The organism is Nocardia sp. NPDC024068 (assembly GCF_040638875.1).
Taxonomy (GTDB): Bacteria; Actinomycetota; Actinomycetes; order Mycobacteriales; family Mycobacteriaceae; genus Nocardia.
The window spans coordinates 31,477-54,375 of record NZ_JBEZYU010000027.1; the positions used below are offsets into that span (position 1 = coordinate 31,477).

Here is a 22,899-nt window from a genome sequence, read left to right on the forward strand (position 1 = left end):
TATGTGACGAGGGTGATCGCCGACGTATCTGTTATATGTCGGAAGACGAAGTAATTCCCCCTTTCAGTGCCCCGGCGCCGCAGGCGCCGGGGCACTTCGGCGTATGGAGGCCGCACGATTTCTGAACTCACGACCGCGAACGAGAAGTTCGACGATGACGACTACCCCGCCTACACCATGGGCCGGGCCGCCGACCTGCTCGGCACCACCCAAGCGTTCCTGCGCACCCTGGACGACGCGCAACTGATCACCCCGCAACGATCCGCCGGCGGGCACCGCCGCTACTCCCGATACCAGCTGCGTATCGCCGCCCGCGCCCGCGAACTCGTCGACGCCGGCACCCCCTTGGAAGCGGCGTGCCGGATCATCATCCTCGAAGACCAACTCGCAGAAGCCCGCGAAATCAACGCCGAACTCACCGAGCAGGACCGACCGTGAATTCGCCACCCTCGGCCGAGAAAGACGACCGGCCACCGGGTGGCAGGAGCGCTTCCCATAGAGACCGCTCGGGTCAGCGGTCAGGCCGGAGGGCGGCCGAGGAGGGTTTCCCGGCGGTAGTACTCGTAGAGGCCGTCGAAGATCGGGCGAGCCACGGTCAAGGTGTGGGTGTCGTCGCCGATCATCGACAGCCCGCGCAGGACCACGTCCAGACCCGGGGCTTCGGGGGCGTCGTAGCGTTCGTCGTCGATATCGGCCTCGTGCACGATCTCGGCGATCCGCCACAGCACCGGGTCGGTGAGATCGTGGCGGCGCAGGATGGTTTCGAAGCTGCAGTCCCCGCCGTGGTGGCCGAGTTCGACACCGCGCATATCGAACGGTGTCGCCTCCGCCGGTACCTCGGCCGGGTCGCCGACGAACACGAACTCCGCTTCCGGATCGATCTCGCGGCGGATCAGCCAGGCGCAGGCGGCCCGGTCGATGTGGATACCGGCACGGGTGGCCCATTTCATGCGGACTCCTCGGAGACGTGATCGGGATGCAACGCCGCCACCGCACGCACCGCGGCAGCGCGCTCCGGTGGCGGGAAGTAGTCGCGGCGCTGGATCCGGCGCAGCTCACTACGCAGCCGGCGCAATGCCCGCAGCCGCTGCGGCTCTGCCAGCGCGGTGGATTGTTCGGCTTCGGCGATCACCGCGGCGTATTCGACGATGCGGGCATCGGCCATCTCTTGGGCCAAGCGTCGTTCGGGCCCGAGCGCTGCGGGTTCGGCCAGCCACACCATCGCCTCCCCGCCGCCTTCGACGATCTCCTCGGCGATCCAGTCGAGCTGCTCACGGGTGCGGGCATCGGCCGGTAGCGCCACCACCCCGTCCCCGAGGGATGCCACACCCAGGCGTTTGAGTTTGCGCCACACCGTGATCCGTGCCGTGGACGGTTCGCGCGGCATCCGATACGACAGCAGCACCCACTGCCCCGCGGCCTCCGCCCGCCCGGACATCACGCTACTCATACCCTCACCCCCATTCGCTCCTCTACGACCACCCGGCCCACCATAGCGCAACCATGGTTGCAATCTTTCTCACATTCCGAAACTATGCAACCACGGTTACATTTCCCGGCATGGATCCGGATGGAGAAGGGAACACCCCCGTGCTACGCGACACCACCACAGACCTCATCCCGCTACGCACCGCGACCAAAGCGTGGTTCCTCATCTCCCTGCAGACCTTCGGCGGCCCCGCCGGCCAGATCGCGGTCATGCAACGCACCCTGGTCGAGGAGAAGCGCTGGATCGGCCAGCAACGCTTCCTGCACGCCCTCAACTACTGCATGCTGCTCCCCGGCCCCGAAGCCCAGCAGCTGGCCATCTACATCGGCTGGCTGCTCAACGGCCGCCGCGGCGGCCTCATCGCCGGCACCCTGTTCGTCCTGCCCGGCATGCTCGCACTCCTGGCGCTCTCGGCGATCTACGTCGGATTCGGCGATACCACCTTGGTTACCGCCCTACTGGCCGGTCTGGCCCCCGCCGTGGTGGTCATCGTCGCCCAAGCCGTCCTGCGCGTCGGCCGCCGCGCCCTCACCCGGCCCGGGCTGGTCGCGATCGCCGTCACCGCCTTCACCGCGCTCACGCTGTTCGCGGTCCCGTTCCCGATCGTGATCGCCGCCGCGGCGGCCGCCGGATGGGCACTGGGCCGCAAAAGCCCTGCCACACCGGCGAATTCCCACGACTCGGACCAGGACACCGAGGCAGGCGCGCCGCTGATCGCCGACGACGCCCTGCATCACGAGGTGCCCTCGACCCGGCGCGGCCTGGCCGTGCTCGGCATCGGGCTGCTCATCTGGGCCGCTCCCGTCGCGGCCGCCGCCGTATTTCTCGGCCCCACCAGCACACTCACCACCCAAGGCGTGTTCTTCTCCGGCACCGCCGTGGTCACCTTCGGCGGCGCCTACGCAGTACTCGCCTTCGTCGCCCAACGCGCCGTCGAGGTCTACGGATGGCTCTCACCCACCGATATGGTCCGCGGCCTCGCCCTCGCCGAATCCACCCCCGGCCCCCTGATCATGGTCGTCCAATTCGTCGCGTTCCTGGGCGCCTACCACCATCCCGGCACCCTCGACCCCTGGACCGCGGGCATTCTCGGGGCCCTGCTCACCACCTGGGTCACCTTCGTACCCTGCTTCCTGTTCATCCTCCTGGGCGCCCCCTACGTCGAACGCCTCCGCCACAACCACACCCTCACCACCGCACTGACCGGCATCACCGCCGCGGTCGTCGGCGTCATCGCCAACCTCGGCCTCTACTTCACCCTCCACACCCTGTTCACCGACACCCACACCATCACTACCGGTCCCCTGCACCTACAACTCCCCGACCTCACCAGCATCCAGCCCACCGCCATCGCGATCACCGCCATCGCCGCAGTCCTCGCCTTCAAACTCAACTGGCCGATGCTGCGAATCCTCGGCATCAGCGCTGTTCTCGGCCTCGCCGCAGTCCTGGCGGTGTGAGAATGCATCGATCGATGAGCAACACTCCGCAACTGCGATTCGACGCTGTCCAAGTCGGCCGTCCGGCCGAAGCCCGGCACCCTGTGCCCGGCAGAACCGGACGCGGTCGCGGTCTGCCGACCGTCACGTCGACCCCACCTGCCATATCCATATAAGGAGTGATCACGGACAGTCACCCGGCTGTCGCCGGTCCTCGCCCGCCGGGTGCATTCCCGGCACCGATGGTGTCGCGATGTCGGGGCGCCCGACGCGATAGGCCACGGTTTGTCCGGCCCGGTAGTGCGCTCTCCCGTTCGGAACCGCCTTCGGCTCGTCGGGGGCGATCCGTGGCGTCCGGTTGGTCCGGTGGCGCCCGGCGGCGGAAAGTGTCCGACGGTTCAACTGGATCGCTGTCATTGCGCTGACCACGGTCGAACGGACTTGTAGATGCGCGGTACGCGGATCGGCCGCGGCGAGTCGAGCGGTACGCAGATCGGTGGCGACCAGGCACACCTCGAGACCATCGGCGCGGTATCGGTGCGCGTCGTCGGCCACGGCGGCCAAAGTACGAAGCGACAGGAACTCCAACCGGGTCGCGTCGATGATCAGGCCTGCGCCCGCTGCCGCCTCGGCGGCTTGCCGGACCTGCCGCCGCCACAGTGGCAGGGTGAAGGCGTCTGCTTGACCACGCACGGACAGAACAACAACCTCGCCGCGCCACCGGGTGCGGAATACCAGCTGTTCTTCGGGTGACCTGCCCGGCACCACGGGAGAAGCGGAAGAGAACGAGGAAGAGCCGACACTTGGTTTCATAGTGCCCTCACATCGGGTCGATAGGCGATATCGCATCGCGGTCGGGCAGCCCTGGCGGGTTTCAAGGCGACTTCATGGGCCCAATCGGCAGGCTAGACCGGTGCGGCTCGACCGCCAACGGCCGTTCGGAAATGTTCGTTTGCCGAAACCCGGCTGTGGCCTGCTGCTCCAGTTCGTCACGCAGCGATATCGACGCCGGGTCTGCCGATCCAGGCCCTGATCAGCAGGTCGCGCGAGCGCAACCCGCACACCGACGTTCGATACCCGAACCGATCACCGAACCGATCTCCATCCCACTTGACGTTCACCTGTTGAACGTACCGTTATTTAGCGGTACGGTCATTGGTGTATCGATAAAGCACTCAAAAGTGCGACCGCCCCGAAACCCCGACCCATCGGGGCGTGACCGAGTGAGGACCACCGATGAACCGAAATCCCGAACAGCGCACCCGCCGCCTGGCCGCCCGGATCGCCGCGATCGCGGTGCTCACCCTCACCTCCCTGACCGCCGTCGCAGGCCCGGCTCTCGCCGGTCCGAACGACTCCCACGATTCCGGCCACAGCTTCGGCGATAGCAACGGCTGGGACAGCAACGGCTGGGACGACAACGACAGCCAGGCCTACGACGGCGACGACTGGGGCGACGGCGACGAGTTCGGCTGGGACGACCACGGCCAGTACGGCTACAAGGGTCATAACCAGCAGAACTACGACGGCTGGAACGACCAGTTCAACAGCGGCCACGACGAGCGCGACGACGACAGCCACCCCAATCGCGGCGGCACCCGGGGTCACGACTACGACACCCCCGTGGACTGGGACCGTGAGGACCACAGCGGCGGCGGCGGCATTCCGCAGACCTGGAACAAGCCGAACCCCTACATCCCGCCGGCCCCGGCGAGCCCGTTCCCGTTCCCGATCCCGCAGGTGCAGCTGCCGGCACTGCCGCAACTGCCGCTTCTGGGACTTCCGGGCCTTCCGGGAATCGGGGGGCTCCCCGGCACCGGCAGCGTCGGCTGACTCGATCACGTTACCGTTGTCCAGCGGTACACTATAAAGCGAGTCGCTACTCAACAATGAATGGCCGGATCCGAGATTCCCGGATCCGGCCATTCACACCGATCAGGCAGATACGGCCGCCGCCGCACTCAGCTGCCGCCCCGCCGCGGCGAGCACGGCATGCGCGGAATCGGACAACTCCTCCTGGCGTACCGCCCGCTCACAGCGGCGCGCGAGATCCTTGCGGTCCGCCCCCGCCGGTTCGACCGGGGCCAGCACGACCTCCGCCGTGAGTCCACGGGCGCGCAGCACCCGGGCGATCGAGCCGACCAGCGTATCGTCGCCGACGAATCCGGGGATCGTGCTGCGATCACCGTGCGCGCCGAGATAACGCAACCGCACCGGCTGCACGGGAACCCCGGTATCCACGGCGGCCTGGAACAGCGCGGGACGCAGGGTGCCGTACGCCCGCCCACACCAGGTGGTGCCCTCCGGGAAGAAACCGATCCGCTCCCCCGCGGTGAGGCGGGCGCCCACCTGTGCCACCACCTCGGGCAGGTCGCGCAGCCGTTCCCGTTCGATGGGAACGACACGCATCACCCGGGCCAGCCGGCCGAGCAGCGGCCAGTCGATGAGATCGGCGCGGGCCACGAACGCCAGCGGCTGCACGGCCGCGAGCACGACGATATCCGCCCACCCGATATGCCCGCAGGCGACCAGGACTCCGGTGTCCGGCGCCGCGAACCGGGGCCGGGTGGGGACGGCGCCGCCGCGGCGGTCGACCACTCGCAGGCGGATCCCGCAGGCGCGCAGCAGGGTGTGCGCGAAGCGCCGCTGCACACCCGATCGCCGCGACGGCGGCGTGACGATATGCGCGAACGGGTAGGCCAGTAGCACCGAGATCGCCCCCGCAGCGCGGAACCCCGCCCGGACCACCCCGATTTCGGGGCGGTGCGCGACGCAGCCTGTCACACACGGGCTCACCGGCATCCACGCATGAACCGCGGGTGCCGCCGCGGGGGACGCGATCGGCGCGATCGGCTGGATGCCGTCGCGTGCCACGGCTGTCACCGCGCACCGCCGAGATTGGCGGCGGCGCCGCGCAGCCGATCCAGGTAGCGGGTGTTGATGGTGTCCAGGCCCAGCAGGACCACGAAATCGGCGACGGCGAAATCCGGGTCGTGGGCCGGTTCGCCGCAGATCTCCGCACCCAGGCGCAGGTAGCCGTTCAACAGCGGCGGCAGTTTGGGCCGCGCGGGCGCCGGGAGTTCGTCGAGCGGTACGCCGTCCACGACCACCGGCCGGTAGGGCCGCACCCGCTTGTCCGGGCCGCAGGCGTGCTTGGCGAGCAGAAGATCACGGACACCGCGGACGTTGACCCCCGCGGGGTCGCCGGGGTTGTTTCGCATCGGCACCGACGCGCATCCCATCACCCAGTCGTACCCGGTGAGCTGGATGTAGTGCAGGATTCCCGCCCACATGAGAGTGAGTACCGATCCGTTGCGGTGTTCGGGGACCACACAGGCCCGCCCCATTTCCACGACCCGCAGCCCGTGCGGATCCAACCGCGTCAGGTCGAATTCGGTGGCCGTGTAGTACCCACCCGCGGCCGCGACCTTGTCCGGCGGCAGCATCCGGTAGCAGCCGACGAACTCGCCGGAGAGTTCGTCGCGCACCAGCATGTGGTCGCAGTGCTCGTCGAAGCGGTCCGCGTCCAGACCGGTGCCGTCGTCGGGAATCCGGAAGCCGGGCTCGTTGGCGAAAACGTTGTACCGCAACCGCTGCGCCGCGATGCGATGGTCGGAGTCGGAGGAGACGATCAGTGCGTATCGGGACCGGTGATCCTCGCTGCCGGCCGGGCGGGCCGGCGCTGTCAGCACGGACGTAATAGCCATAAGGCCTAGGAGGCCAGTCCGACACGGCGCCGGAGCAACCGCAAAGTGTCGCCGGCATGCCGGTTCGGTTAACGAGACCTTCATCACACCGGACGTTCACCGCCGGGTTTCCGGCCGTTCGTCCGAACCGCGCACACACGCCCGGAGTTGGGCCGGAATCCATATCGAATTCGCACACCTTCGGCGCCATCCACCGTGGGCACAGCGTCATCCGCCGTGGGCAGACCCCGCTCGACCGGGCCCGCCCACGCGGTTATGCCACGAAGCGCTCGGGTTCCCGGATCCGGTCGCGCCGCTCGTCGACCTCTTCGAATCCGGGCCGCCCGGTTCCGATGAAGGCCACCAGCCAGGACAGGACCGCGGCGAACCGGTTCCGGAAGCCGACCAGATAGAACAGGTGCACGGCCAGCCAGATGAACCAGGCGACAACACCCTTGAAGGTGATGCGATCGTTCAATTTGGTGACCGCGCTGAACCGGCTGATCACCGCCATGCTGCCCTTGTCCCAGTACACGAACGGCGTACCCGGGTGCTTATCGCGGCTGATGATATCGGCGGCGTGCCGGCCCTCCTGCATGGCGACCGGCGACTGGCCCGGGTAGCCGTTGAGCGAGGTCATATCGCCGATCGCGTAGATATCGGCGTATCCGCCGACGGTGAGATCGGGGTTGATCAGCAGCCGGCCGGCCCGATCGGTCTCGCATCCGGTCGCCTCGGCCAGGAGTTTCGCGAAACCACCGGCCTGCACACCGGCCGACCAGACGATGGTCTCGGCTTCGATCCGCCGCTCGGCGCCGTCCTTGTCCTTGACGGTGACTTCACCGTCGGCGATATCGGTGACGAAGGTGCCGAGCAGCACCTCGACACCGCTGCGGGTCAGCGTCTTCTTCGCGTACTCCGACAGGCCGCCGCCGAAGGGCGGCAGCACCGCACCGGCCCCCTCGACCAGGCTCACCGAGACGTCCTGGTGGAAGTGCCGCTTGGCCAGTTCCTTCAGCTGGCCCGCGACCTCGACACCGGTCGCCCCGGCGCCGACCACCACGAACGAGAGCAGGCGGCGGCGCGTCTCCTCATCGGCGCCAGAGGCTTCCCGGAACACCCGCTCGATCTGGGCGCGTAGCAGCTTGGCGTCATCGATGGTCTTCAGCGAATAGGTTTTGTCCGCGAAGTCGTCGCGGCCGAAATAGGACTGGCTGGCGCCCGTCGCCGCGATCAGCGATCCGTAGCGGATCCGGCGGTCGCCCTCCGCGGTCCGGTAGGTGAGGATCGCCGCGTCGGGCTCGATGGCGGTGACCTCACCGAGGCGCACATCGGCCTCTTCGTGACGGCGCAGGATATTCGCGATCGGGGGCGCGATCTCCTCGGACGCCAGGACCCCGGTGGCGACCTGATACAGCAGCGGCTGGAACAGGTGTTCCGGTGTGCTCGAAATCAGGACATAATCGACACCGGCCTTGGCCAGCTGCTTGGCCGCGGCCAAACCTCCGAAACCCGATCCGATGATCACGACATCCGCGTACTCGACCCCTGCGCCGATACCAGTGACGTTCTGCATGACAGCCTCCTTCACTCATTAGGAACCGTCATCCAAGTCCAAGATATTTCAAGGTTCAGGGCGCATAATTGAGATGACTCTTATCTGTTCTGGTCATGAATGGAGGCCCTGGTGGAACTTCGGCAGCTCACGTACTTCGTCGCGGTGTGCGAGGAGCTCAGTTTCAGCAGGGCGGCGGCCCGCTGTTTCATCTCGCAGTCGGCGATCAGTCATCAGATCGCCCGGCTCGAACACGACCTGGGCGTGCAGCTCTTCGAGCGCTCTACCCGATCGGTCGTCCCCACCGACGCGAGCACAAGGTTACTACCGCTGGCAAAGCAGATGCTAGGTCTGGAATCGGCCATCCGCGCCTCCATCCGCACCACCGGCCCGCGCGTCCGGCTCACCGCGAATATGTCCTTCGCCACCCGATCGCTCTCGGCCATCGCCGGCGCCCGCGAGGCACATCCGGGCGCGGAGATCGAGTTCGTCATCAAACCGTTCCGGCAACGGGTCGCCGCCGTCGCGGACGGGGATTGCGATCTGGCCCTCATCCGCGGCAGTGTGCAGCAGGCGGGCATGATCGTCGAGCAACTCTGGGTGGAGGATCTGACCCTCGCCACCGCCCCGTCCCATCCGTTGGCCGGGCGCACCGATGTCACGCTTCCGGAGCTCGCCGACTATCCGCTCCTGCTGCCTCCGGAGTCCGAGCAGATCCTCATCCACAATGTCATCCGCGCCGCGTTCGCCGATATGCCCAGCGGCCCCACCTACGGACCGCCCATTCCGCCGGACCATACGGCCACCATGGAACTGATCAACCATCCCGACGCCTGGACCGCGCTCTACGCCAACAGCTCCACCGAAGGTATCGCCACGCTCCAGTTGGCCGACCACCGCCTGCGCATCCCGGTCTCCGCCGTCCTGCGCGCCGACACCCGCCGCACCCCCATCCTCACGACCCTGCTCAACGGCCTGCGCGATCTCTAGGCGGTCAGCTGTATTGCTGCCGGATCCCGGCGGCCAGGTCGCGCAGCAACGTCCGGGCCTCCGGTGGTGCCAGTACGGTCAGGTGATTCGCGAACTGGAGCAGCTGCCGGGTGTCGTCGAGCACCCGGCAGGTGATGGTGACCCGGGCCCGGCGATCGGCGACGGCTTCGTGCACGGTCAACCGGGTACCGAGGATTCGACCGGCGCGATCCAGCTGCTCGATATCGAGTTCGGCGTGCACGAGGAGCTCACCGGTCGTCTCCCAGCGCGCGGTCAACTGCGCGGCGACGGTGTGCAGAGTCGCCCCGGCGCGTAACCGGCGCGGCAGCCGCAGCGCCTGCCACCGCGCGATCCGGTCGAGCAGGAACAGCCGCGGCGTCTCCCGCTCGTCGGCCACGAGATACCAGCGTCCCGATTTCGCCAGCAGCCCGTACGGATCGGCGACCCGCCAGACCGGCCCGGACTCGTCCGACCGGCGATAGAGCACCCGCAGTCGCACCCCGCGCCGCAGGTCACCGACCAGCTCCGCAGGGGACGCGCCACCACTGTCCGCCGCGAACCACGGACGGTTGTCGGTGACCACGAGACCGCTGAGCGGTAGCAGACCTTCGGCGCCCGGTTTCGCGGGCGCGACCTTACGCCGGGCCCGGTCACTGTCCGCGGCCGCGCCCAGATCGTCGCGCTGCTGGTCATCGAGACCGGTCAGGACCAGGTGGTCCCGATCGCCCGGCGTGAGCCGAGAGGTATCGAGGGCACCGCCCGGCAGTAACGTCACTCCACCCCCGCGGCCCTGCCGGGCGTGCACCGGGAACCCCGCCTCCTGCAGCCAGTTCAGATCCCGGAGCACGGTCCGCACCGAAACCCCCAGTTCGTCGGAGAGCGCCGCAGTGGTCGTGACCGGGCGTGACTGCAGGGCCAGCAGCAGTCCGAAGAATCGATCGGGCGTCATATCCGAAGAATCTCAGAAAAACCTGACAGATTCCGTCGGGTTTGCCGGATACAACGGGGTCGGCCCACAGCTACGAAAGGAAACAACCTATGCCCGCCCCCACCATGTTCATCGTCTACGTCGCCGACGCCCCGGCCGCCGCCCGGTTCTACGGGGACCTGTTCGATATGACACCGGTGTTCGAGAATCCCGGATTCTTCGCCTTCGACCTCGGCGGCGGAGTTCAGCTGGCGCTGTGGCGGTCGCCGGCGGGTGATCTCGCCACCACACCCCGCACCAGCGAACTGTGCCTGACCCTGCCCGGTGATCCCACGGTGATCGACGAGCTGTTCGCGGCCTGGAAGGGCCGCGGCGTGACCGTCGTATCCGAACCCGAGGACGCGGTGTTCGGCCGCACCTTCGTCGTCGCCGATCCCGACGGCAACCTGATCCGGGTGGCGCCGGTGGACTGATACCGACGAAAGGCCCCGGCGGCCGGGCAGTGGCCGCCGGGGCGTTCGATGGCGGCACCGGTTCGGCGCGGTGCGCCACCTACCGATCCGAGTGGCGAGGGACCATCTCTCGGGCCGGTATGTTCAGGCCGCCTCCCGGCGGCGGGCCGTCACCGGCGCTGCCGCAGTACGGCGCCCTCCGGCACCGCCTGCACCTGGCCGTTCTTCAGGATGATCACGCCCGGGCTCCCGGGCGGCAGCTGATATCCGGGGAGATACCGGTCGATGTTCTCGCGCAGGATCACCCGATCGATATCGGACCGCTCCTGACCGTTGATGATGATCTTCTTCGCACCCGGGCCCGGATCGGCGCCGGCCACGCCCGCACCCGTCACCGCCGCACCCACGATCCCCGCTCCACACATCACCGCTACCAGCGCTCTACTCGCCGGTTTCAGCTTCACCATGGGAACTCCTTGTCGCACCGTATTTTTCGCCGACCCTGTCGACCGGCTCTCCGATAACAGCGACGCTATCCGGGCTCGCTGTGCCCGCCCTGCGAGCCGAGCTGTGAGTCTGCTGGGAACCCGGATCCGTTCCCCAGGAAATCCGGGGGCACCCGATCCGCCGCCCGGGTCGTATCCTCCCGGCATGACCTCGATCGACGGACTGTGTACCGTTCGTCCCGGCGCCGGCCGTGAGAATCGGGATTCGGCGTCAGCCGCAGCAGAAGGGGTCGTCGCAGGGCCGGCCCACTTCACTGCCGTAGGTTCCGAGATGCCGGATCGGTTCGAGCACCGCGTGCACGGTTGTCGCGTCCAGCGGCGCCGTCACCGCGCTGGGCCGCCCCCAGTTCGGGGGCGCCTGTCCGACGTCGTAGCGGGCCACGCCGTCGATGAACAGGGTCCACAGGCAGTGGTCGGGAAACGGGTTCATCCGCAGCACCCACCACCGGCCGTCCACCAGCGCGGCGACCGGGAACCGGCCGTCACCGGTCCGCTTCCAGACCGGCCGTGCGAATGCTTCAGGCGCGACCACGACACTGCACCATTCCGACCTCCTGGACAGGTGACCACCGGCAAGTGATTCTCCTACGGTGCCGCGGTCCGCGTGGGCCGGTCCGGGGTACCGAACGATTCCAGAATCATGTCGGTCCGGTCGCGGGCTGCCTGCGCCATCCCGGGATGAGTGGTCTCGTACAGTTTCCCGGACTCGACCGCGGCCAGGATGATCTCCGCCGCCCGCGCCGGGGGCAGGGATTCCTTCGCCATCTCGGCGATCGCCTCCCGCATCGGCGCCAGCTTCGCCATGACCTCCGGCGGCATCCCGTCCGACTCCCCCGCCGCATCGGGGTCCGCGAGTTCGGCGAGGCCGCGGAACATCTGCGTATCCACCGGCCCGGGACAGACCGCGGTCACCCCGACCTCGGGCGCGATCAGAGCCAGTTCGCCCCGCAGCGATTCCGAGATCGAGATGATCGCCGCCTTGCTCGCCGCGTACGGCGCGCCGAACAGCCCCACGGTCAGACCCGCCAGTGAGGCGGTGTTGACGATATGGCCGCGGCCCGCGGCGATCAGGTGCGGAGTGAACGCGTGCACCCCGTTCACTACGCCGCCCACGTTCACTGCCCATACCCGATCCCAGGCCGCCGGGTCGATCTCCCAGCTCGGCCCTCCCGCGCCCATGCCCGCGTTGTTGACCACCAGGTCCACCCGGCCGAACTCGGAGAGGGTGCGGTCGGCGAGCGCTCGAACCTGCGCGAGATCCGCCACATCGGCCGGTACCGCAAGGGCGTTCTCGCCCAGCTCGTCCGCGGTCGCTTCCAGGGCATCGGTGTCGATATCGACGATCACCACCCGCAGGCCCCGTGCCACCAGCGCCGCCGCAACCGCCGCACCGATTCCGTTGGCGGCACCGGTGACAACGGCGACCTGCCCCGCTTCGAGTTTCATGAGCCCTCCATCCCGACCGGGCCACCCCGATGGCGGCCCGGCACCACCATCTTCTCGACCCGAGACACCGAGCGCATCGGCCCACAGACCGATCTCCACCCGGAACCTCGGAACTACAGCGCGATACCGGACTCGGCATACGGGTTCTGGAACCGCTGTGGCGGCGGATGCACGGATCCCACTCCAAACCAACCGGGTTCGCGCCGGGCCGCGCGGGAGGCGACCTCTATCTCGCGGTCGGCTCCGCGGGAACCTCACCGCCGGACGACACCGCCGCCTCCAACCGCGCGACCGCGTCCGAGGGAAGCTCCACCTGCCATGCGCCGAGATTCGCCACCAGCTGGTCGGCACTGTCGACTCCGACGATGGGCAGGACGGACGGCGAGCGGTGGCGGGTCCAGGCCAGCGCCACCTGCGCCGGAGGCACCCCGAGATCCCCCGCCACCTCCGCCACCGCGGCGGCCGCGGCCTGCCCGCGCGGGCCGCGATCCGGCGCGTCGGCGGCCCCGGCGAGTACGCCGTGCTCCAGTGGCGACGCCACCGTCACGCTGACACCGAATGACTCTGCCATGGGCAGTGTTTCGCGCTCGATATCGCGGCGCAGCAGATTGTAGGGGACCTGCACCCCCGAAAACGGTGTCCACCCCTGGCATTCGGCCAGCGTATTGGCCTGCGCCACCGTCCATGCCGGTGCGTCGATGATCCCGGTGTGCAGGACCTTGCCGCAGCCGACCACATCGTCGAGCGCCTGGAGAGTCTCCTCGATGGGTGTGCCTCGATCCGCGACGTCCACCCAGAAGACGTCGACATAGTCGGTGCGCAACCGCCGCAGACTCCGCTCCAGCGACAGGATCAGACTCTTGCGGTGGCCTCCCGCGGTACCGGCGTCGGCGGGATCGGGTGTGAGCGTATGCCTGGTCCCGAGCACGAGCCGATCCCGCTTCCGCACAACCTCACCCAGCATTTCCTCGCTGGAATCCTGGGCCCAGGCGGTATCGACGAAATTCCCGCCGGCGTCGGCGAAGATATCCAGAATCCGCCGATACTCGTCTTTGTTCCGGATCGCCGTCGTACCCAGCACGAACTCGGAGACCCGCAGCCCGGTCCGCCCGAAAGGTCGGTATCGCATCACTCTGCAGTCTTACCGCACAACCCCGGCGCCCGCTCCGCACGGACCGCGACGCCCGCCGGAACGGGGTAGGCCGGATCGCCGTCAGCGCGGATCGACTCGATCCACCGCCGTGCCGTAGACATGCGGTGATTCGTCACATCGTGTGATGAACTCCTGCGGGAATCCCGGGTCGAACGGCGCAGCCGCCTCCAACCGGGCGACCATCTCTTCGGGTAGAACCACCTGCCCGGCCGCCAGATTCGCCGCGAGTTGCGCCGCGCTGCTCACCCCGACGATCGGCAGGACCGCGGCCGAACGGTGGCGGGTCCACGCGAGGGCGACCTGTGCCGCCGTGACCCCGAGTTCGGCCGCCACGGCCGCGACAGCGGAGGCCCCGGCGCGGTCCCGCGCGCTGAGCTTCCCCGGGTCCGCCCGCCTGCGCGCGGACCCCGACAGCACGCCCTGCGCCATCGGCGCCCACGCGGTCACGCTCATCCCGAACGCCTCGGCCATGGGCAGCAGTTCCCGTTCGATATCGCGTTGCAGCAGGTTGTAGGGCACCTGCAGGCCCGAGAAGGGCACCGAACCGCGGAACTGCGCGATCATATTGGCCTGGGCCACGATCCACGCCGGGGCATCAGAGATCCCGACGTGCAACACCTTCCCGGACCGCACGACATCGTCGAGGGCCCGCATGGTCTCCTCGATCGGCGTATGCCGGTCCCAGACATGCACCCAATAGATATCGACATAGTCGGTGCGCAATCGACGCAGGCTCCGTTCCAGCGAGAGGATCATGTTCTTACGGTGATTGCCCGCGGCATTGGGGTCGGCCGGATCACGGCTGAGCGTGTACTTGGTGCCGATCACGAAACGATCCCGCTCCCACAGCACCTCCCCCAGCATTTCCTCACTCGCCCCGTACGCCGACGCCGTATCCAGGAAGTTCCCGCCGACCTCGGCGAAAACCTCCAGTATCCGCCGGTATTCGTCCCTGTCGCCGATCGCCATCGTGCCCAGCACGAATTCCGAGACTCGCAAACCGGTCCGCCCGAACAATCGGTATCGCATCACGCCGTCAGTCTGGCAGCACAGGTCGTAGCCGGGTCGTCCGCCAGGAGCCCGCACCGAGACCACAGGTCGTCCCCCGCACGCTCGGCAACTTGTCACCGGCCCGGCATAGGGTCGCCGACATGTCCGAGCAGCGGTCCAACCCGCACGACGCGTATTTCCGGAAAGTCATGGCCCGCCCCGACAACGCCGCCTCCGAACTACGCGCCGTACTACCCGACACGATCACCGCACGCATCGACTGGCCCGCACTGCAACTACAACCCGGCAGCTACGTCCACCCCGACCTACGAAACCGCTTCAGCGACCTGCTGTTCCGCACCCGCCTCGACGGCCACCCCGCCTACATCTACATCCTGATGGAACACCAATCCAGCAGCGACGGGTTCATGGCCTTCCGCATGCTCGAATACATGGTCGCCATCTGGCGTCAGCACCTCGCCCACCAGGAGCACCGGAATCAGCGCACCGGCAGACGCGCCACTCTGCCTGCGATCATCCCCCTCGTCGTCCACAACACAGCCGAGGGCACCCGCTGGTCACCGGCGCATCCCACCGAACTGGCCGACCTGATCGACCTCGACCCCGCCGCCCGCGAAGCACTCGGCCCCCACCTGCCCCGGCTGCAATTCCTGCTCGACGATATCGCCGCCCTCGACCCCCGGGCGCTCCGCGACCGCGACCTCACCCCCGCGACCAGGGTATTGCTGGTCCTGCAGCGCATCGCCCCCAAGAACCCCGCCCTCGGACACGATATGCTGGACTGGCTCGAAGACCTGCGTGCCCTGGAGTCCGGCCCGGACCCGCTCGGCGACTACCTGACCGTCCTGACCTACCTCATGACCGTCGGCGAAACCACCGAAACAGACCTCGCAACGGTCTTCGAACAGCTCGGACCACGAGCGAAGGAGGCGATAGTGACCACAGCAGAAATTATCGAAGCCCGCGGGGAAGCCCGTGGAGAAGCCCGCGGAGAAGCCCGCGGCCGCGTCGAACTGCTCATCGAACAGATGACGGCCAAATTCGGCCCACTGCCGGCCGCCACGACGCACCGAGTCCGCTCGGCCGACCAGGCCCGGATCCGCACGTGGGCGACACGCGTGCTCACCGCCACCACACTCGACGAAATGCTGGCCTGACCCGAGCGCTCCTGGAACCGGCCGCACGCCCGGGCGCGGTTCCCGCCGGGTGCTATCGCCGCCGGGAGCTGCCCGGGGTGTGGCCGAGGGCGTGCCGGTAGACATCGATGAAGGCGCTGGGTGAGGCCCAGCCGCAGCGACCGGCGACCGCGGTCACGGAATGCCCCTCCGCGAGCATCCGCACCGCACGGTGCAGACGGAGATGGGTCCGCCACTGCGGGTAGGTCATGGCGAACTCGGTGCGGAACAAGCGGGTGAGGGTTCGTTCCCCGGCGCCCACCCGCCGGCCCAGTGCGGCCAGCGTCCAGGTGATCTCCAGGTCGCTTTCCACGAGCACGCACGCGGCCCGGAGACGTTCGTCGCGGGCGACCGGCAGCGGCAGATGCTCGCGCGGCATCCGGTCCAGCTGATCGAGCAGGACCTGCCGCAATCGGCCGAGTTCCCCCGCGGGCAGATCCTCCGGTGCGGAGCAGGTGATGATCAGTTCACGGACCAGCGCGGAGGTCGCGAGAACCGCAGGCGCCGCGCGATCATCGCGCTCCCCGAGTGGAAACGCGATGCAGTGGAATCGGGTCGGGCCGAAGAAATGGTGTTCGTGCCGATGGCCCGCGGGAATCCAGATCGCGCGATCCGGCGGCGCGATCCAGGTCCCGCTGTCGGTGCGGACCTCCGCGGCGCCGCCGCTGCAGTAGATCAGCTGATGGTCTGGATGGCGATGCGCGTCGATATGCGATCCGCCCGGTAGATCGCGCGCCCGGGTGGGCGTGGGGATCGCGTGGCGGGTTATCGACATATCTCGGGCATTTTATCGGAAGAAGTCACGGCAGACGCTTTCTACGCTGATCGTCGAACGACGACAGGAGACCCGCTGTGGACACCGCCACCACCCCCACGACCGAACCGGGTACGAGGTGGAACCGCATGCGGCACTGGGTGTTCGCGCACGCGGCGGACGATTTCTATCAGGGACTGGTCCCCGCGAGCATCCCCTTCTTCGTCCTGGAACGCGGCTACAGCTATACCGCGGCGTCCGGTCTCGCCCTGGCGGCCGCGCTCGGCAGTTCGCTGCCGCAGCCGCTGCTCGGGGTGCTCGTCGACCGCCGGCCACTGCTGTGGCTCGCGCCGACCGGTCTGCTGGTAGCCGGAGCCGGAGCCGGGCTGGCAGGGCCGGTACCGGCCTATCCGATGGTCTGGCTGCTGATCCTGATCTCCGGAATCGGTATCGCGGCCTTCCATCCCGCGGCCGGCCGGGGTGCCCGCCTGGCGGCCGGGGACAGCACCGTCGCCATGAGTTTCTTCGCGGCCGGCGGAAGTATCGGCTTCTTCCTCGCACCCGCCCTGGCCACCCCGCTGCTCGCGTCGTGGGGTGTCGGCGCCACCGCGGTTTTCGTCCCGCCCGCGGTCCTCATGGCGTGGGTACTGTGGCGGCATCAGTCGCGGCATGCCGGACCCAGCACGCCGGCGGGTCTATCTACAGGCCGGGATCAGTGGGGTCCGTTCGCACTGCTCACAGTGGTCGCGGTCATCCGCTCGATCCTGTTCCTCGGGATGAACACTTTTATCGCGCTGTACTGGATCGGGTATCTGGGGGCCGGCCGCGTCATGGGTGGGGTGGCGCTCACCGCGTTCCTCGTCGGCGGTGTGGTGGGCACCCTGTGCGGTGGGCGCCTCGCGGATCGGATCGGTACGCGGGCCACCATCCGGCTCGGCGGTCTCCTCGCGATTCCCGCATTGGTCGCGCTACGGCTGATCGACGACACCTGGATCGCCCTGATAGCGGTGGCGCTGGCCGGTGTGGCCGCCAATCTGCCGTTCGCGGTGCTGGTGAAACTGGGACAGGACTACCTTCCGGCCCGGCCCGGTACCGCCGCGGGGGTCACCCTCGGCATCGCGGTCAGCGCGGGCGGCCTGTTCATGCCGCTGCTGGGCAGGCTCGCCGACCACCACGGACCGCAGGCCGCGCTGACCGCATTGTGCGTCGTACCGGCGTCGGCCGCCGCACTCGCCTTCCTGCTACCGCCTCCCGGCAGCACCGAGCGCTGACCGGGACAACCGCCGGCCGCGCCGCGTCGGAGAACCCGGCCGGCCTTGCGCAACCTTCAGGCCGCGTCCGGCTTTTCGAACCTCGCGACGAACCGGAGTTCCAGGGCGTATGCCAAACGCTCCAACATACCGATGGTCGGGGTACCGCCCCCGGATTCGAGCCGCGATACATCCGGTTGACGCAATCCCGCACGCGCGGCCACCTCGGTCTGGGTGAGCCCGAGCTCCAGGCGGCGCTCACGAATGGCGTTGGCGAACTCTATTGCGAGCCGTGCCTCTTCACGACCGGCCTCGTATTCCGCCGCATTGAAATCGGCGCGCGCTGCCCGCTCTCGCCGCAACTCGTCCATGGTCCCGTGCTCAGCCATCGCCGTTCACCTCTCTGTGGAAACTGAATCGAGCGTGATCGTGTTCTGCTTCGCATACCTTGCGCAAAAGCTTCGCCCGCTCGACCTCAGCGGATTCTCGCATCCGCGTTTTGCGGAACACCGTCAACAAGATGACGCGGCGCCCCGGCGCGAGCCAATAAGTCACTCGCATTTCCCTTGGATGCAGGTGGAAGCGGAGCTCACGAACCTTCTCTCTCAGGTTCCGAGACCACGGATCACCGAGAGTTTCCGCCTTGTTGACCGCGATGATGGTCTTGGACGTCTGCATACCGGCACGGTGCTGGATGGCACCCGAGATCCCCAGGGCCACATACAGCTGCGGGGAGACCGTCTTACCGGTCTGGCCGACCTGGAACTGGCCCGGGTAATAGCCCGAGTCGACCGCGGCGCGGGAGGCGCCGACAGCCGCACCGAACGAATCGGCGAGAGCCTCGACCACGGAGAAGTTGTCGGCCGAACCGACACCGCGGCCGCCGGAGACGACGATATTCGCCTCGGTCAGCTCCGGACGGTCACCACCCACGATGGGCTCGCGGCTGGTGACCTTGACGACGCCCTCTTCCTGCGCGGGGACCTCGACGGTGACCTTCTCGCCGGCGCCGGCCGAGGGCTTGGCCTCGTCGGTATCGCATCACGCCGCCAGTCTGGCAGCGCGGCAGCGTTCCAACCGTGCAAGCTAACTACCGCCACCGAAGGCGGACCCCGGCGGCTCACCGGCGCGGGCCATGTAGCGATCCCGGCCGTCCGAAAGGTAACGGCGCCAACGTTGTCTCATTCCGAGCATTCCGGGAAGACTGCCAGTGGGTGGTGGCATGTACCGGACGAAGGGGGCTACGTCATCCGGGTAGTCGAAATCGGCATAGAGGTCCTCGACAGTACCGAACGGATCTTCGAATTCGTCGGGATTCTCGTGCACCCACGCAATGGCCAGGTAGACCCACACGTGGTCATCATGCTGTGCCAACTCATCCATCAACTCCGGCAGCCGATACAGCTCATCCGACAAAAGCAGCGAAATATCCTCGATCACCCCCATCTTCGTATCGGACGGCACCACCGCACTCAATGCCAATGTCACCGCGTCTTCTCCGGTGATCCATTCGTGCTCATACCCGTATCTCAGTTCACCCGGCGTCAAGCGGGCCCATTCGGCAACGAATGAACCCGGAATCGAGAACTTCACCGTAGCACTCATTTTTTGATCGGAATCCCATTGATTGTGCCGGGGATACCGACCTTCGCAGCGAGGCCCAACCCGCCGTCCAGTAGGCCGGTGCCATTTCCTCCTGCGGAAAGAGGCGAACTCGGAGTGCAGCCGGGTGAGGTCGGGGGCAAAGCGGGAGGTTCCGGCGGTGCGCCCGGCGCTCGACCCGCAGAGTGTTCGGCAATCGCGTGATTGTAGCCGGCTTGCCGTAGCACATCCGCGTAATTCTCCGCTGCTCGGATAGCAATTTCCCAGCCCGCAAGAATTCCGGACGAAGCCTCGTCGTATGAAATGGCCCATTGCCGCGCGGCGTCGAAGCTACCCGCCATACCACCACATTGCATCTTCAGCAGAGATACGGCAGTTGAATAAGCGTCATAAATTTCCAGGGCCGCGTTGTGACAGTTGGTGGCGGCGGCGTAGTAGGTGTTCGGATCTACATCTATCGTCACCGCCCGAGCATCCTGACATTCACAGCCATTGCACCCTGATAGTTTTCACGTGCCTGAGTGGCCGCGTCCTGCAAGGCCTGGAGCCCTTCCTGAACTTCGCCCGCGCTCACAGACCAGGTCCGGTGCGCTTCGGCGTACGCCAGTGCGGCATCGCCACTCCATGCCGGCCCCAATGACTTGACCTTTGCATCCAAAGCAGTCAGTTGGTCGATCGCATATTCTTTCAGTCCCCGGATGCGGTTAGTGACATCCTCGAGGTGATCCAGGTCTACTCGAAATTCACCGATATCAGCCATGGCCCGCTCTTCAAAGATTCAGCGAGGAATACTCCGATGAGTTCCCCTCGTCTGTTATGCGATAGTTTTCTGCGTTGACCCGAGCTTCTCCGCGATCTCGAATAATGCCTCCCACACCTCCAAAACGCCGGCGCGCATCTCCTCCCAGCCGAGAAGGTAAGCAGCAGCAGCGGAACCACGCCAGGTGTCCTGCAACCCCTCCACGTCTGCACCCAATGAGATCGTTCCGGCTTTGAGATCTGTAGCGATCACGTACGCCATCCGCCCTACGGCGAGTACCTCTTCGGGCTGGATGGTCACCGAGGTTGCAGAAGTCGAATCAGCAGGAGACATGTCTGCTTCCCCCGAAATTCCGCACCGGGGAACGAACGAACGAGCGCTGCACGCCGCACGGGCCGAATCGGCCCGAACCAGACGAAAGGCCTTCATCCGCTGAATTCCCCAGCGCCGGAGGCTGGTTGACGAGCATCTTTCCCCCTTGCAGTCTGACCGGTCACCAAGCTACAGCACACTTCCCCGAATCCACCTGCCATCCAACCTTCGGGAATCATGGCCGGAACGTGCCATACCCCCGCGCCCGGCGACCGAGACAACGACAACCGGCGATGGTCGCGGCTCGGACTCCGGCGTGACGCTTCGAGAGAGTGCCGGTGCCGGTGGAATACGACCACGCCCGGCCGGATGATCCGGCCGGGCGTGATTCCGAGCTCGTCGCGGGGTAGTCCGCGCGGGCGCTCAGCCCTTGTGCTTCTTGACCTCTTCGGTCAGCTGCGGGGCGACATTGAACAGGTCGCCCACGATGCCGTAGTCGGCGATCTCGAAGATCGGCGCCTCTTCGTCCTTGTTGACCGCGATGATGGTCTTGGACGTCTGCATACCGGCACGGTGCTGGATGGCACCCGAGATCCCCAGGGCCACGTACAGCTGCGGGGAGACCGTCTTACCGGTCTGGCCGACCTGGAACTGGCCCGGGTAATAGCCCGAGTCGACCGCGGCGCGGGAGGCGCCGACAGCCGCACCGAACGAATCGGCGAGGGCCTCGACCACGGAGAAGTTGTCGGCCGAACCGACACCGCGGCCGCCGGAGACGACGATATTCGCCTCGGTCAGCTCCGGACGGTCACCACCCACGATGGGCTCGCGGCTGGTGACCTTGACGACGCCCTCTTCCTGCGCGGGGACCTCGACGGTGACCTTCTCGCCGGCGCCGGCCGAGGGCTTGGCCTCGATCGATCCCGGGCGTATCGAGATGACCGGGACATCGCCGGTGGCCTGGGCGTCGACGGTGAACGCGCCACCGAAGATGCTGTGCACGGCCGTGCCGTCGGACTTCACGTCGATAACGTCGACGAGCAGGCCGGAGCCGATACGCGCGGCGAGCCGCCCGGAGACCTCTTTGCCCTCGGCGGAGGCGGCGACCAGGACGGCGGCCGGGGAGGCCGATTCGACCAGGCCGGCCAGCACATCGACCTTCGGGGTCACCAGGTAGTTGTCCGCGTCATCGGATTCGGCGACGTAGATCTTGGCGGCGCCGGCGGCGGCGAGGGCATCGGACAGTTTGTCGGCGGTGCCGGGGGCACCCACCACGACCGCCGACGGCTCACCCAGGGTGGCGGCCGCGGTCAGCAGTTCGGTGCTGACCTTCTTGACCGCACCTTCGGCGTGCTCGACGAGCACAAGTACTTCTGCCATTTGTCTCTTCTCCTAGAAGTTGCTGCGGTGCGGGTCTCAGATGATCTTCTGGCCGACCAGGTACTGGGCGATCTTGGTACCGCCGTCGCCTTCGTCGGAGATCTTCTCGCCCGCGGTGCGCGGCGGCTTCGGGGTGGAGGCGGTGACCTTGGTACCCGCGTTCTCCCAACCCACGGTCGACGGGTCGATGCCCAGATCCTCCAGGGTGAAGGTCTGCACTTCCTTCTTCTTGGCGGCCATGATGCCCTTGAAGGAGGGGAAGCGCGGCTCGTTGATCTTCTCGGTGACGCTGACGATGGCCGGCAGCGACGCCTCGAGCTTGAACACGCCTTCGTCGGTCTCCCGCTCGCCGGTGATCTTCTCGCCGTCGACGGTGAGCTTGCGCAGATGCGTGAGCTGCGGGATGCCCAGGTATTCGGCGATGATGGCCGGGACGGCGCCGGAGCGGCCGTCGGTGGCCTCGTTACCGGCGATGACGAGTTCGACGCCCTCGACCTGACCCAGGGCACCGGCCAGGACCCACGCGGTCTGGACGGTGTCGGAGCCGTGGACGGCCGGGTCGTTGATGTGGATGGCCTTGTCGGCGCCCATGGACAGCGCCTTGCGAATGGCCTCGGTGGCGCGGTCGGGGCCGGCGGCCAGCACGGTGACCTCGCCGCCCTGCGCCTCCTTGATCAGGAGGGCTTCTTCGACGGCGCGCTCGTTGATCTCGTCGAGCACCGCGTCGGCGGCTTCGCGGTCGAGAGTGAAGTCACCGTCGGTCAGCTTGCGCTCGGACCAGGTATCGGGCACCTGCTTGATGAGTACGACGATATTCGGCATCGGTCTTCGTCGACCTCCTGTTCTGGTTACCTGTATTGGCGGTCGCACGATCTCCAACGGCCGTACGTCCTTGTGAGTAGCTCAGGCCGAGACATTACCCTACGTTAAGTTACTGGTGGGTAACTTAGCATCCGGGCCCCTGCCCGGGACTACCGGGCATCCCCCGTACCGGGTCCTACCAGTAACCTC

The 22,899-nt window shown here is 67.4% G+C and carries 28 protein-coding genes and 1 pseudogene; 7 read left to right on the plus strand and 22 right to left on the minus strand.

Going from position 1 to position 22,899, the window contains the following annotated elements:
• Positions 1 to 117: 117 nt before the first annotated feature.
• Entirely contained in the window at positions 118 to 438 is a 321-nt protein-coding gene (locus tag AB0F41_RS20265; protein ID WP_357426039.1) for a MerR family transcriptional regulator, read from the plus strand.
• Between the two features lie 80 nt (positions 439 to 518).
• On the opposite strand, the gene AB0F41_RS20270 is transcribed toward AB0F41_RS20265, so the two are convergent.
• Both AB0F41_RS20270 and AB0F41_RS20275 read right to left on the minus strand, forming a co-directional pair.
• On the minus strand, positions 519 to 950 hold the full coding sequence (locus tag AB0F41_RS20270; RefSeq protein WP_357425962.1) for a chromate resistance protein ChrB domain-containing protein: 432 nt from the start codon (positions 948 to 950) through the stop codon (positions 519 to 521).
• Positions 947 to 1,450 carry a Chromate resistance protein ChrB gene (locus AB0F41_RS20275; protein ID WP_357425964.1) on the minus strand — a complete coding sequence of 168 codons (504 nt, stop codon included), beginning with the start codon at positions 1,448 to 1,450 and terminating at the stop codon, positions 947 to 949. Before AB0F41_RS20275 ends, AB0F41_RS20270 begins: the two co-directional genes overlap by 4 nt.
• A 110-nt stretch (positions 1,451 to 1,560) precedes the next feature.
• On the opposite strand from AB0F41_RS20275, the gene chrA reads away from it, so the two are divergent.
• Positions 1,561 to 2,949: a chromate efflux transporter gene (gene chrA, locus AB0F41_RS20280; RefSeq protein ID WP_357425966.1), complete on the plus strand. Its 1,389-nt coding sequence runs from the start codon at positions 1,561 to 1,563 to the stop codon at positions 2,947 to 2,949.
• Between the two features lie 162 nt (positions 2,950 to 3,111).
• On the opposite strand, the gene AB0F41_RS20285 is transcribed toward chrA, so the two are convergent.
• On the minus strand, positions 3,112 to 3,777 hold the full coding sequence (locus AB0F41_RS20285; RefSeq protein WP_357425968.1) for an STAS domain-containing protein: 666 nt from the start codon (positions 3,775 to 3,777) through the stop codon (positions 3,112 to 3,114).
• Between the two features lie 387 nt (positions 3,778 to 4,164).
• Between AB0F41_RS20285 and AB0F41_RS20290 the strand changes: the two genes are divergently transcribed.
• Positions 4,165 to 4,761, plus strand: a complete 597-nt coding sequence (locus AB0F41_RS20290; protein WP_357425969.1) for a hypothetical protein — start codon at positions 4,165 to 4,167, stop codon at positions 4,759 to 4,761.
• Between the two features lie 102 nt (positions 4,762 to 4,863).
• Here the strand turns inward: AB0F41_RS20290 and AB0F41_RS20295 are convergent, their stop codons facing one another.
• The 3 genes from AB0F41_RS20295 to AB0F41_RS20305 form a co-directional block, all read right to left on the minus strand.
• Complete coding sequence (locus AB0F41_RS20295) at positions 4,864 to 5,811, minus strand: lysophospholipid acyltransferase family protein (protein WP_357425971.1); 948 nt, start codon at positions 5,809 to 5,811, stop codon at positions 4,864 to 4,866.
• Positions 5,808 to 6,635: a GNAT family N-acyltransferase gene (locus AB0F41_RS20300; RefSeq protein WP_357425973.1), complete on the minus strand. Its 828-nt coding sequence runs from the start codon at positions 6,633 to 6,635 to the stop codon at positions 5,808 to 5,810. Before AB0F41_RS20300 ends, AB0F41_RS20295 begins: the two co-directional genes overlap by 4 nt.
• A 253-nt stretch (positions 6,636 to 6,888) precedes the next feature.
• A complete protein-coding gene (locus AB0F41_RS20305) occupies positions 6,889 to 8,190 on the minus strand; it encodes an NAD(P)/FAD-dependent oxidoreductase (protein WP_357425975.1) in 1,302 nt (433 codons plus the stop codon).
• Positions 8,191 to 8,301: 111 nt separating this feature from the next.
• Between AB0F41_RS20305 and AB0F41_RS20310 the strand changes: the two genes are divergently transcribed.
• Positions 8,302 to 9,159 (plus strand): LysR family transcriptional regulator, encoded by an 858-nt coding sequence (locus AB0F41_RS20310; protein ID WP_357425977.1) that lies wholly within the window; start codon positions 8,302 to 8,304, stop codon positions 9,157 to 9,159.
• 4 nt (positions 9,160 to 9,163) lie between these two features.
• On the opposite strand, the gene AB0F41_RS20315 is transcribed toward AB0F41_RS20310, so the two are convergent.
• Entirely contained in the window at positions 9,164 to 10,108 is a 945-nt protein-coding gene (locus tag AB0F41_RS20315; RefSeq protein WP_357425979.1) for a WYL domain-containing protein, read from the minus strand.
• Positions 10,109 to 10,197: 89 nt separating this feature from the next.
• Here AB0F41_RS20315 and AB0F41_RS20320 point away from each other — a divergent pair, with 89 nt between their 5' ends.
• Positions 10,198 to 10,560 (plus strand): VOC family protein, encoded by a 363-nt coding sequence (locus tag AB0F41_RS20320; protein WP_357425981.1) that lies wholly within the window; start codon positions 10,198 to 10,200, stop codon positions 10,558 to 10,560.
• A gap of 149 nt (positions 10,561 to 10,709) precedes the next feature.
• Here AB0F41_RS20320 and AB0F41_RS20325 read toward each other — a convergent pair whose 3' ends face one another.
• From AB0F41_RS20325 to AB0F41_RS20345, 5 genes are all read right to left on the minus strand, one after another.
• Entirely contained in the window at positions 10,710 to 11,006 is a 297-nt protein-coding gene (locus AB0F41_RS20325) for a hypothetical protein (RefSeq protein WP_357425983.1), read from the minus strand.
• A gap of 250 nt (positions 11,007 to 11,256) precedes the next feature.
• Positions 11,257 to 11,577, minus strand: coding sequence for a hypothetical protein (locus tag AB0F41_RS20330; RefSeq protein WP_357425984.1), 321 nt, complete (start codon positions 11,575 to 11,577; stop codon positions 11,257 to 11,259).
• 53 nt (positions 11,578 to 11,630) lie between these two features.
• A complete protein-coding gene (locus tag AB0F41_RS20335; RefSeq protein WP_357425986.1) occupies positions 11,631 to 12,491 on the minus strand; it encodes an SDR family NAD(P)-dependent oxidoreductase in 861 nt (286 codons plus the stop codon).
• 226 nt (positions 12,492 to 12,717) lie between these two features.
• A complete protein-coding gene (locus tag AB0F41_RS20340; RefSeq protein WP_357425988.1) occupies positions 12,718 to 13,620 on the minus strand; it encodes an aldo/keto reductase in 903 nt (300 codons plus the stop codon).
• 84 nt (positions 13,621 to 13,704) lie between these two features.
• The gene (locus tag AB0F41_RS20345; RefSeq protein WP_357425990.1) at positions 13,705 to 14,673 is read right to left on the minus strand and encodes an aldo/keto reductase; all 969 of its coding nucleotides are present in this window, start codon (positions 14,671 to 14,673) and stop codon (positions 13,705 to 13,707) included.
• A 122-nt stretch (positions 14,674 to 14,795) separates the two neighbouring features.
• Between AB0F41_RS20345 and AB0F41_RS20350 the strand changes: the two genes are divergently transcribed.
• Positions 14,796 to 15,812: an Rpn family recombination-promoting nuclease/putative transposase gene (locus tag AB0F41_RS20350; protein WP_357425992.1), complete on the plus strand. Its 1,017-nt coding sequence runs from the start codon at positions 14,796 to 14,798 to the stop codon at positions 15,810 to 15,812.
• A 52-nt stretch (positions 15,813 to 15,864) separates the two neighbouring features.
• Here the strand turns inward: AB0F41_RS20350 and AB0F41_RS20355 are convergent, their stop codons facing one another.
• Positions 15,865 to 16,605 (minus strand): helix-turn-helix transcriptional regulator, encoded by a 741-nt coding sequence (locus tag AB0F41_RS20355; RefSeq protein WP_357425994.1) that lies wholly within the window; start codon positions 16,603 to 16,605, stop codon positions 15,865 to 15,867.
• Between the two features lie 128 nt (positions 16,606 to 16,733).
• On the opposite strand from AB0F41_RS20355, the gene AB0F41_RS20360 reads away from it, so the two are divergent.
• On the plus strand, positions 16,734 to 17,855 hold the full coding sequence (locus AB0F41_RS20360) for an MFS transporter (RefSeq protein ID WP_357426041.1): 1,122 nt from the start codon (positions 16,734 to 16,736) through the stop codon (positions 17,853 to 17,855).
• A 56-nt stretch (positions 17,856 to 17,911) separates the two neighbouring features.
• Here AB0F41_RS20360 and AB0F41_RS20365 read toward each other — a convergent pair whose 3' ends face one another.
• The 9 genes and pseudogenes from AB0F41_RS20365 to AB0F41_RS20405 all read right to left on the minus strand — a co-directional run bounded on the left by AB0F41_RS20365 (position 17,912) and on the right by AB0F41_RS20405 (position 22,710).
• Positions 17,912 to 18,223 (minus strand): helix-turn-helix transcriptional regulator, encoded by a 312-nt coding sequence (locus tag AB0F41_RS20365; RefSeq protein ID WP_357425995.1) that lies wholly within the window; start codon positions 18,221 to 18,223, stop codon positions 17,912 to 17,914.
• Complete coding sequence (locus AB0F41_RS20370) at positions 18,216 to 18,494, minus strand: type II toxin-antitoxin system RelE/ParE family toxin (protein WP_357426043.1); 279 nt, start codon at positions 18,492 to 18,494, stop codon at positions 18,216 to 18,218. Before AB0F41_RS20370 ends, AB0F41_RS20365 begins: the two co-directional genes overlap by 8 nt.
• Positions 18,477 to 18,863: pseudogene (locus tag AB0F41_RS20375) on the minus strand (electron transfer flavoprotein subunit alpha/FixB family protein); the annotation flags it as partial. The pseudogene AB0F41_RS20375 and the gene AB0F41_RS20370, both read right to left, overlap by 18 nt.
• 57 nt (positions 18,864 to 18,920) lie before the next feature.
• On the minus strand, positions 18,921 to 19,427 hold the full coding sequence (locus AB0F41_RS20380) for a DUF2247 family protein (RefSeq protein WP_357425996.1): 507 nt from the start codon (positions 19,425 to 19,427) through the stop codon (positions 18,921 to 18,923).
• An 8-nt stretch (positions 19,428 to 19,435) separates the two neighbouring features.
• Positions 19,436 to 19,900, minus strand: a complete 465-nt coding sequence (locus AB0F41_RS20385; protein WP_357425998.1) for a hypothetical protein — start codon at positions 19,898 to 19,900, stop codon at positions 19,436 to 19,438.
• On the minus strand, positions 19,897 to 20,196 hold the full coding sequence (locus AB0F41_RS20390; protein WP_357426000.1) for a WXG100 family type VII secretion target: 300 nt from the start codon (positions 20,194 to 20,196) through the stop codon (positions 19,897 to 19,899). The genes AB0F41_RS20385 and AB0F41_RS20390 overlap by 4 nt, the downstream gene beginning before the upstream one ends.
• 54 nt (positions 20,197 to 20,250) lie before the next feature.
• Entirely contained in the window at positions 20,251 to 20,529 is a 279-nt protein-coding gene (locus AB0F41_RS20395) for a WXG100 family type VII secretion target (protein WP_357426002.1), read from the minus strand.
• 402 nt (positions 20,530 to 20,931) lie between these two features.
• Positions 20,932 to 21,888 (minus strand): electron transfer flavoprotein subunit alpha/FixB family protein, encoded by a 957-nt coding sequence (locus tag AB0F41_RS20400; RefSeq protein ID WP_357426004.1) that lies wholly within the window; start codon positions 21,886 to 21,888, stop codon positions 20,932 to 20,934.
• Positions 21,889 to 21,924: 36 nt separating this feature from the next.
• Positions 21,925 to 22,710, minus strand: coding sequence for an electron transfer flavoprotein subunit beta/FixA family protein (locus AB0F41_RS20405; protein ID WP_357426006.1), 786 nt, complete (start codon positions 22,708 to 22,710; stop codon positions 21,925 to 21,927).
• Positions 22,711 to 22,899: the final 189 nt, after the last annotated feature.

Bases quoted from the DNA above. Each gene is read 5' to 3' on its own strand.
- AB0F41_RS20270 (WP_357425962.1), bottom strand. From the start codon at position 950: ATGAAATGGGCCACCCGTGCCGGTATCCACATCGACCGGGCCGCCTGC.
- AB0F41_RS20275 (WP_357425964.1), bottom strand. From the start codon at position 1,450: ATGAGTAGCGTGATGTCCGGGCGGGCGGAGGCCGCGGGGCAGTGGGTG.
- chrA (WP_357425966.1), top strand. From the start codon at position 1,561: ATGGATCCGGATGGAGAAGGGAACACCCCCGTGCTACGCGACACCACC.
- AB0F41_RS20285 (WP_357425968.1), bottom strand. From the start codon at position 3,777: ATGCGATATCGCCTATCGACCCGATGTGAGGGCACTATGAAACCAAGT.
- AB0F41_RS20290 (WP_357425969.1), top strand. From the start codon at position 4,165: ATGAACCGAAATCCCGAACAGCGCACCCGCCGCCTGGCCGCCCGGATC.
- AB0F41_RS20300 (WP_357425973.1), bottom strand. From the start codon at position 6,635: ATGGCTATTACGTCCGTGCTGACAGCGCCGGCCCGCCCGGCCGGCAGC.
- AB0F41_RS20305 (WP_357425975.1), bottom strand. From the start codon at position 8,190: ATGCAGAACGTCACTGGTATCGGCGCAGGGGTCGAGTACGCGGATGTC.
- AB0F41_RS20315 (WP_357425979.1), bottom strand. From the start codon at position 10,108: ATGACGCCCGATCGATTCTTCGGACTGCTGCTGGCCCTGCAGTCACGC.
- AB0F41_RS20320 (WP_357425981.1), top strand. From the start codon at position 10,198: ATGCCCGCCCCCACCATGTTCATCGTCTACGTCGCCGACGCCCCGGCC.
- AB0F41_RS20325 (WP_357425983.1), bottom strand. From the start codon at position 11,006: ATGGTGAAGCTGAAACCGGCGAGTAGAGCGCTGGTAGCGGTGATGTGT.
- AB0F41_RS20335 (WP_357425986.1), bottom strand. From the start codon at position 12,491: ATGAAACTCGAAGCGGGGCAGGTCGCCGTTGTCACCGGTGCCGCCAAC.
- AB0F41_RS20340 (WP_357425988.1), bottom strand. From the start codon at position 13,620: ATGCGATACCGACCTTTCGGGCGGACCGGGCTGCGGGTCTCCGAGTTC.
- AB0F41_RS20345 (WP_357425990.1), bottom strand. From the start codon at position 14,673: ATGCGATACCGATTGTTCGGGCGGACCGGTTTGCGAGTCTCGGAATTC.
- AB0F41_RS20350 (WP_357425992.1), top strand. From the start codon at position 14,796: ATGTCCGAGCAGCGGTCCAACCCGCACGACGCGTATTTCCGGAAAGTC.
- AB0F41_RS20355 (WP_357425994.1), bottom strand. From the start codon at position 16,605: ATGTCGATAACCCGCCACGCGATCCCCACGCCCACCCGGGCGCGCGAT.
- AB0F41_RS20360 (WP_357426041.1), top strand. From the start codon at position 16,734: ATGCGGCACTGGGTGTTCGCGCACGCGGCGGACGATTTCTATCAGGGA.
- AB0F41_RS20365 (WP_357425995.1), bottom strand. From the start codon at position 18,223: ATGGCTGAGCACGGGACCATGGACGAGTTGCGGCGAGAGCGGGCAGCG.
- AB0F41_RS20390 (WP_357426000.1), bottom strand. From the start codon at position 20,196: ATGGCTGATATCGGTGAATTTCGAGTAGACCTGGATCACCTCGAGGAT.
- AB0F41_RS20395 (WP_357426002.1), bottom strand. From the start codon at position 20,529: ATGTCTCCTGCTGATTCGACTTCTGCAACCTCGGTGACCATCCAGCCC.
- AB0F41_RS20400 (WP_357426004.1), bottom strand. From the start codon at position 21,888: ATGGCAGAAGTACTTGTGCTCGTCGAGCACGCCGAAGGTGCGGTCAAG.
- AB0F41_RS20405 (WP_357426006.1), bottom strand. From the start codon at position 22,710: ATGCCGAATATCGTCGTACTCATCAAGCAGGTGCCCGATACCTGGTCC.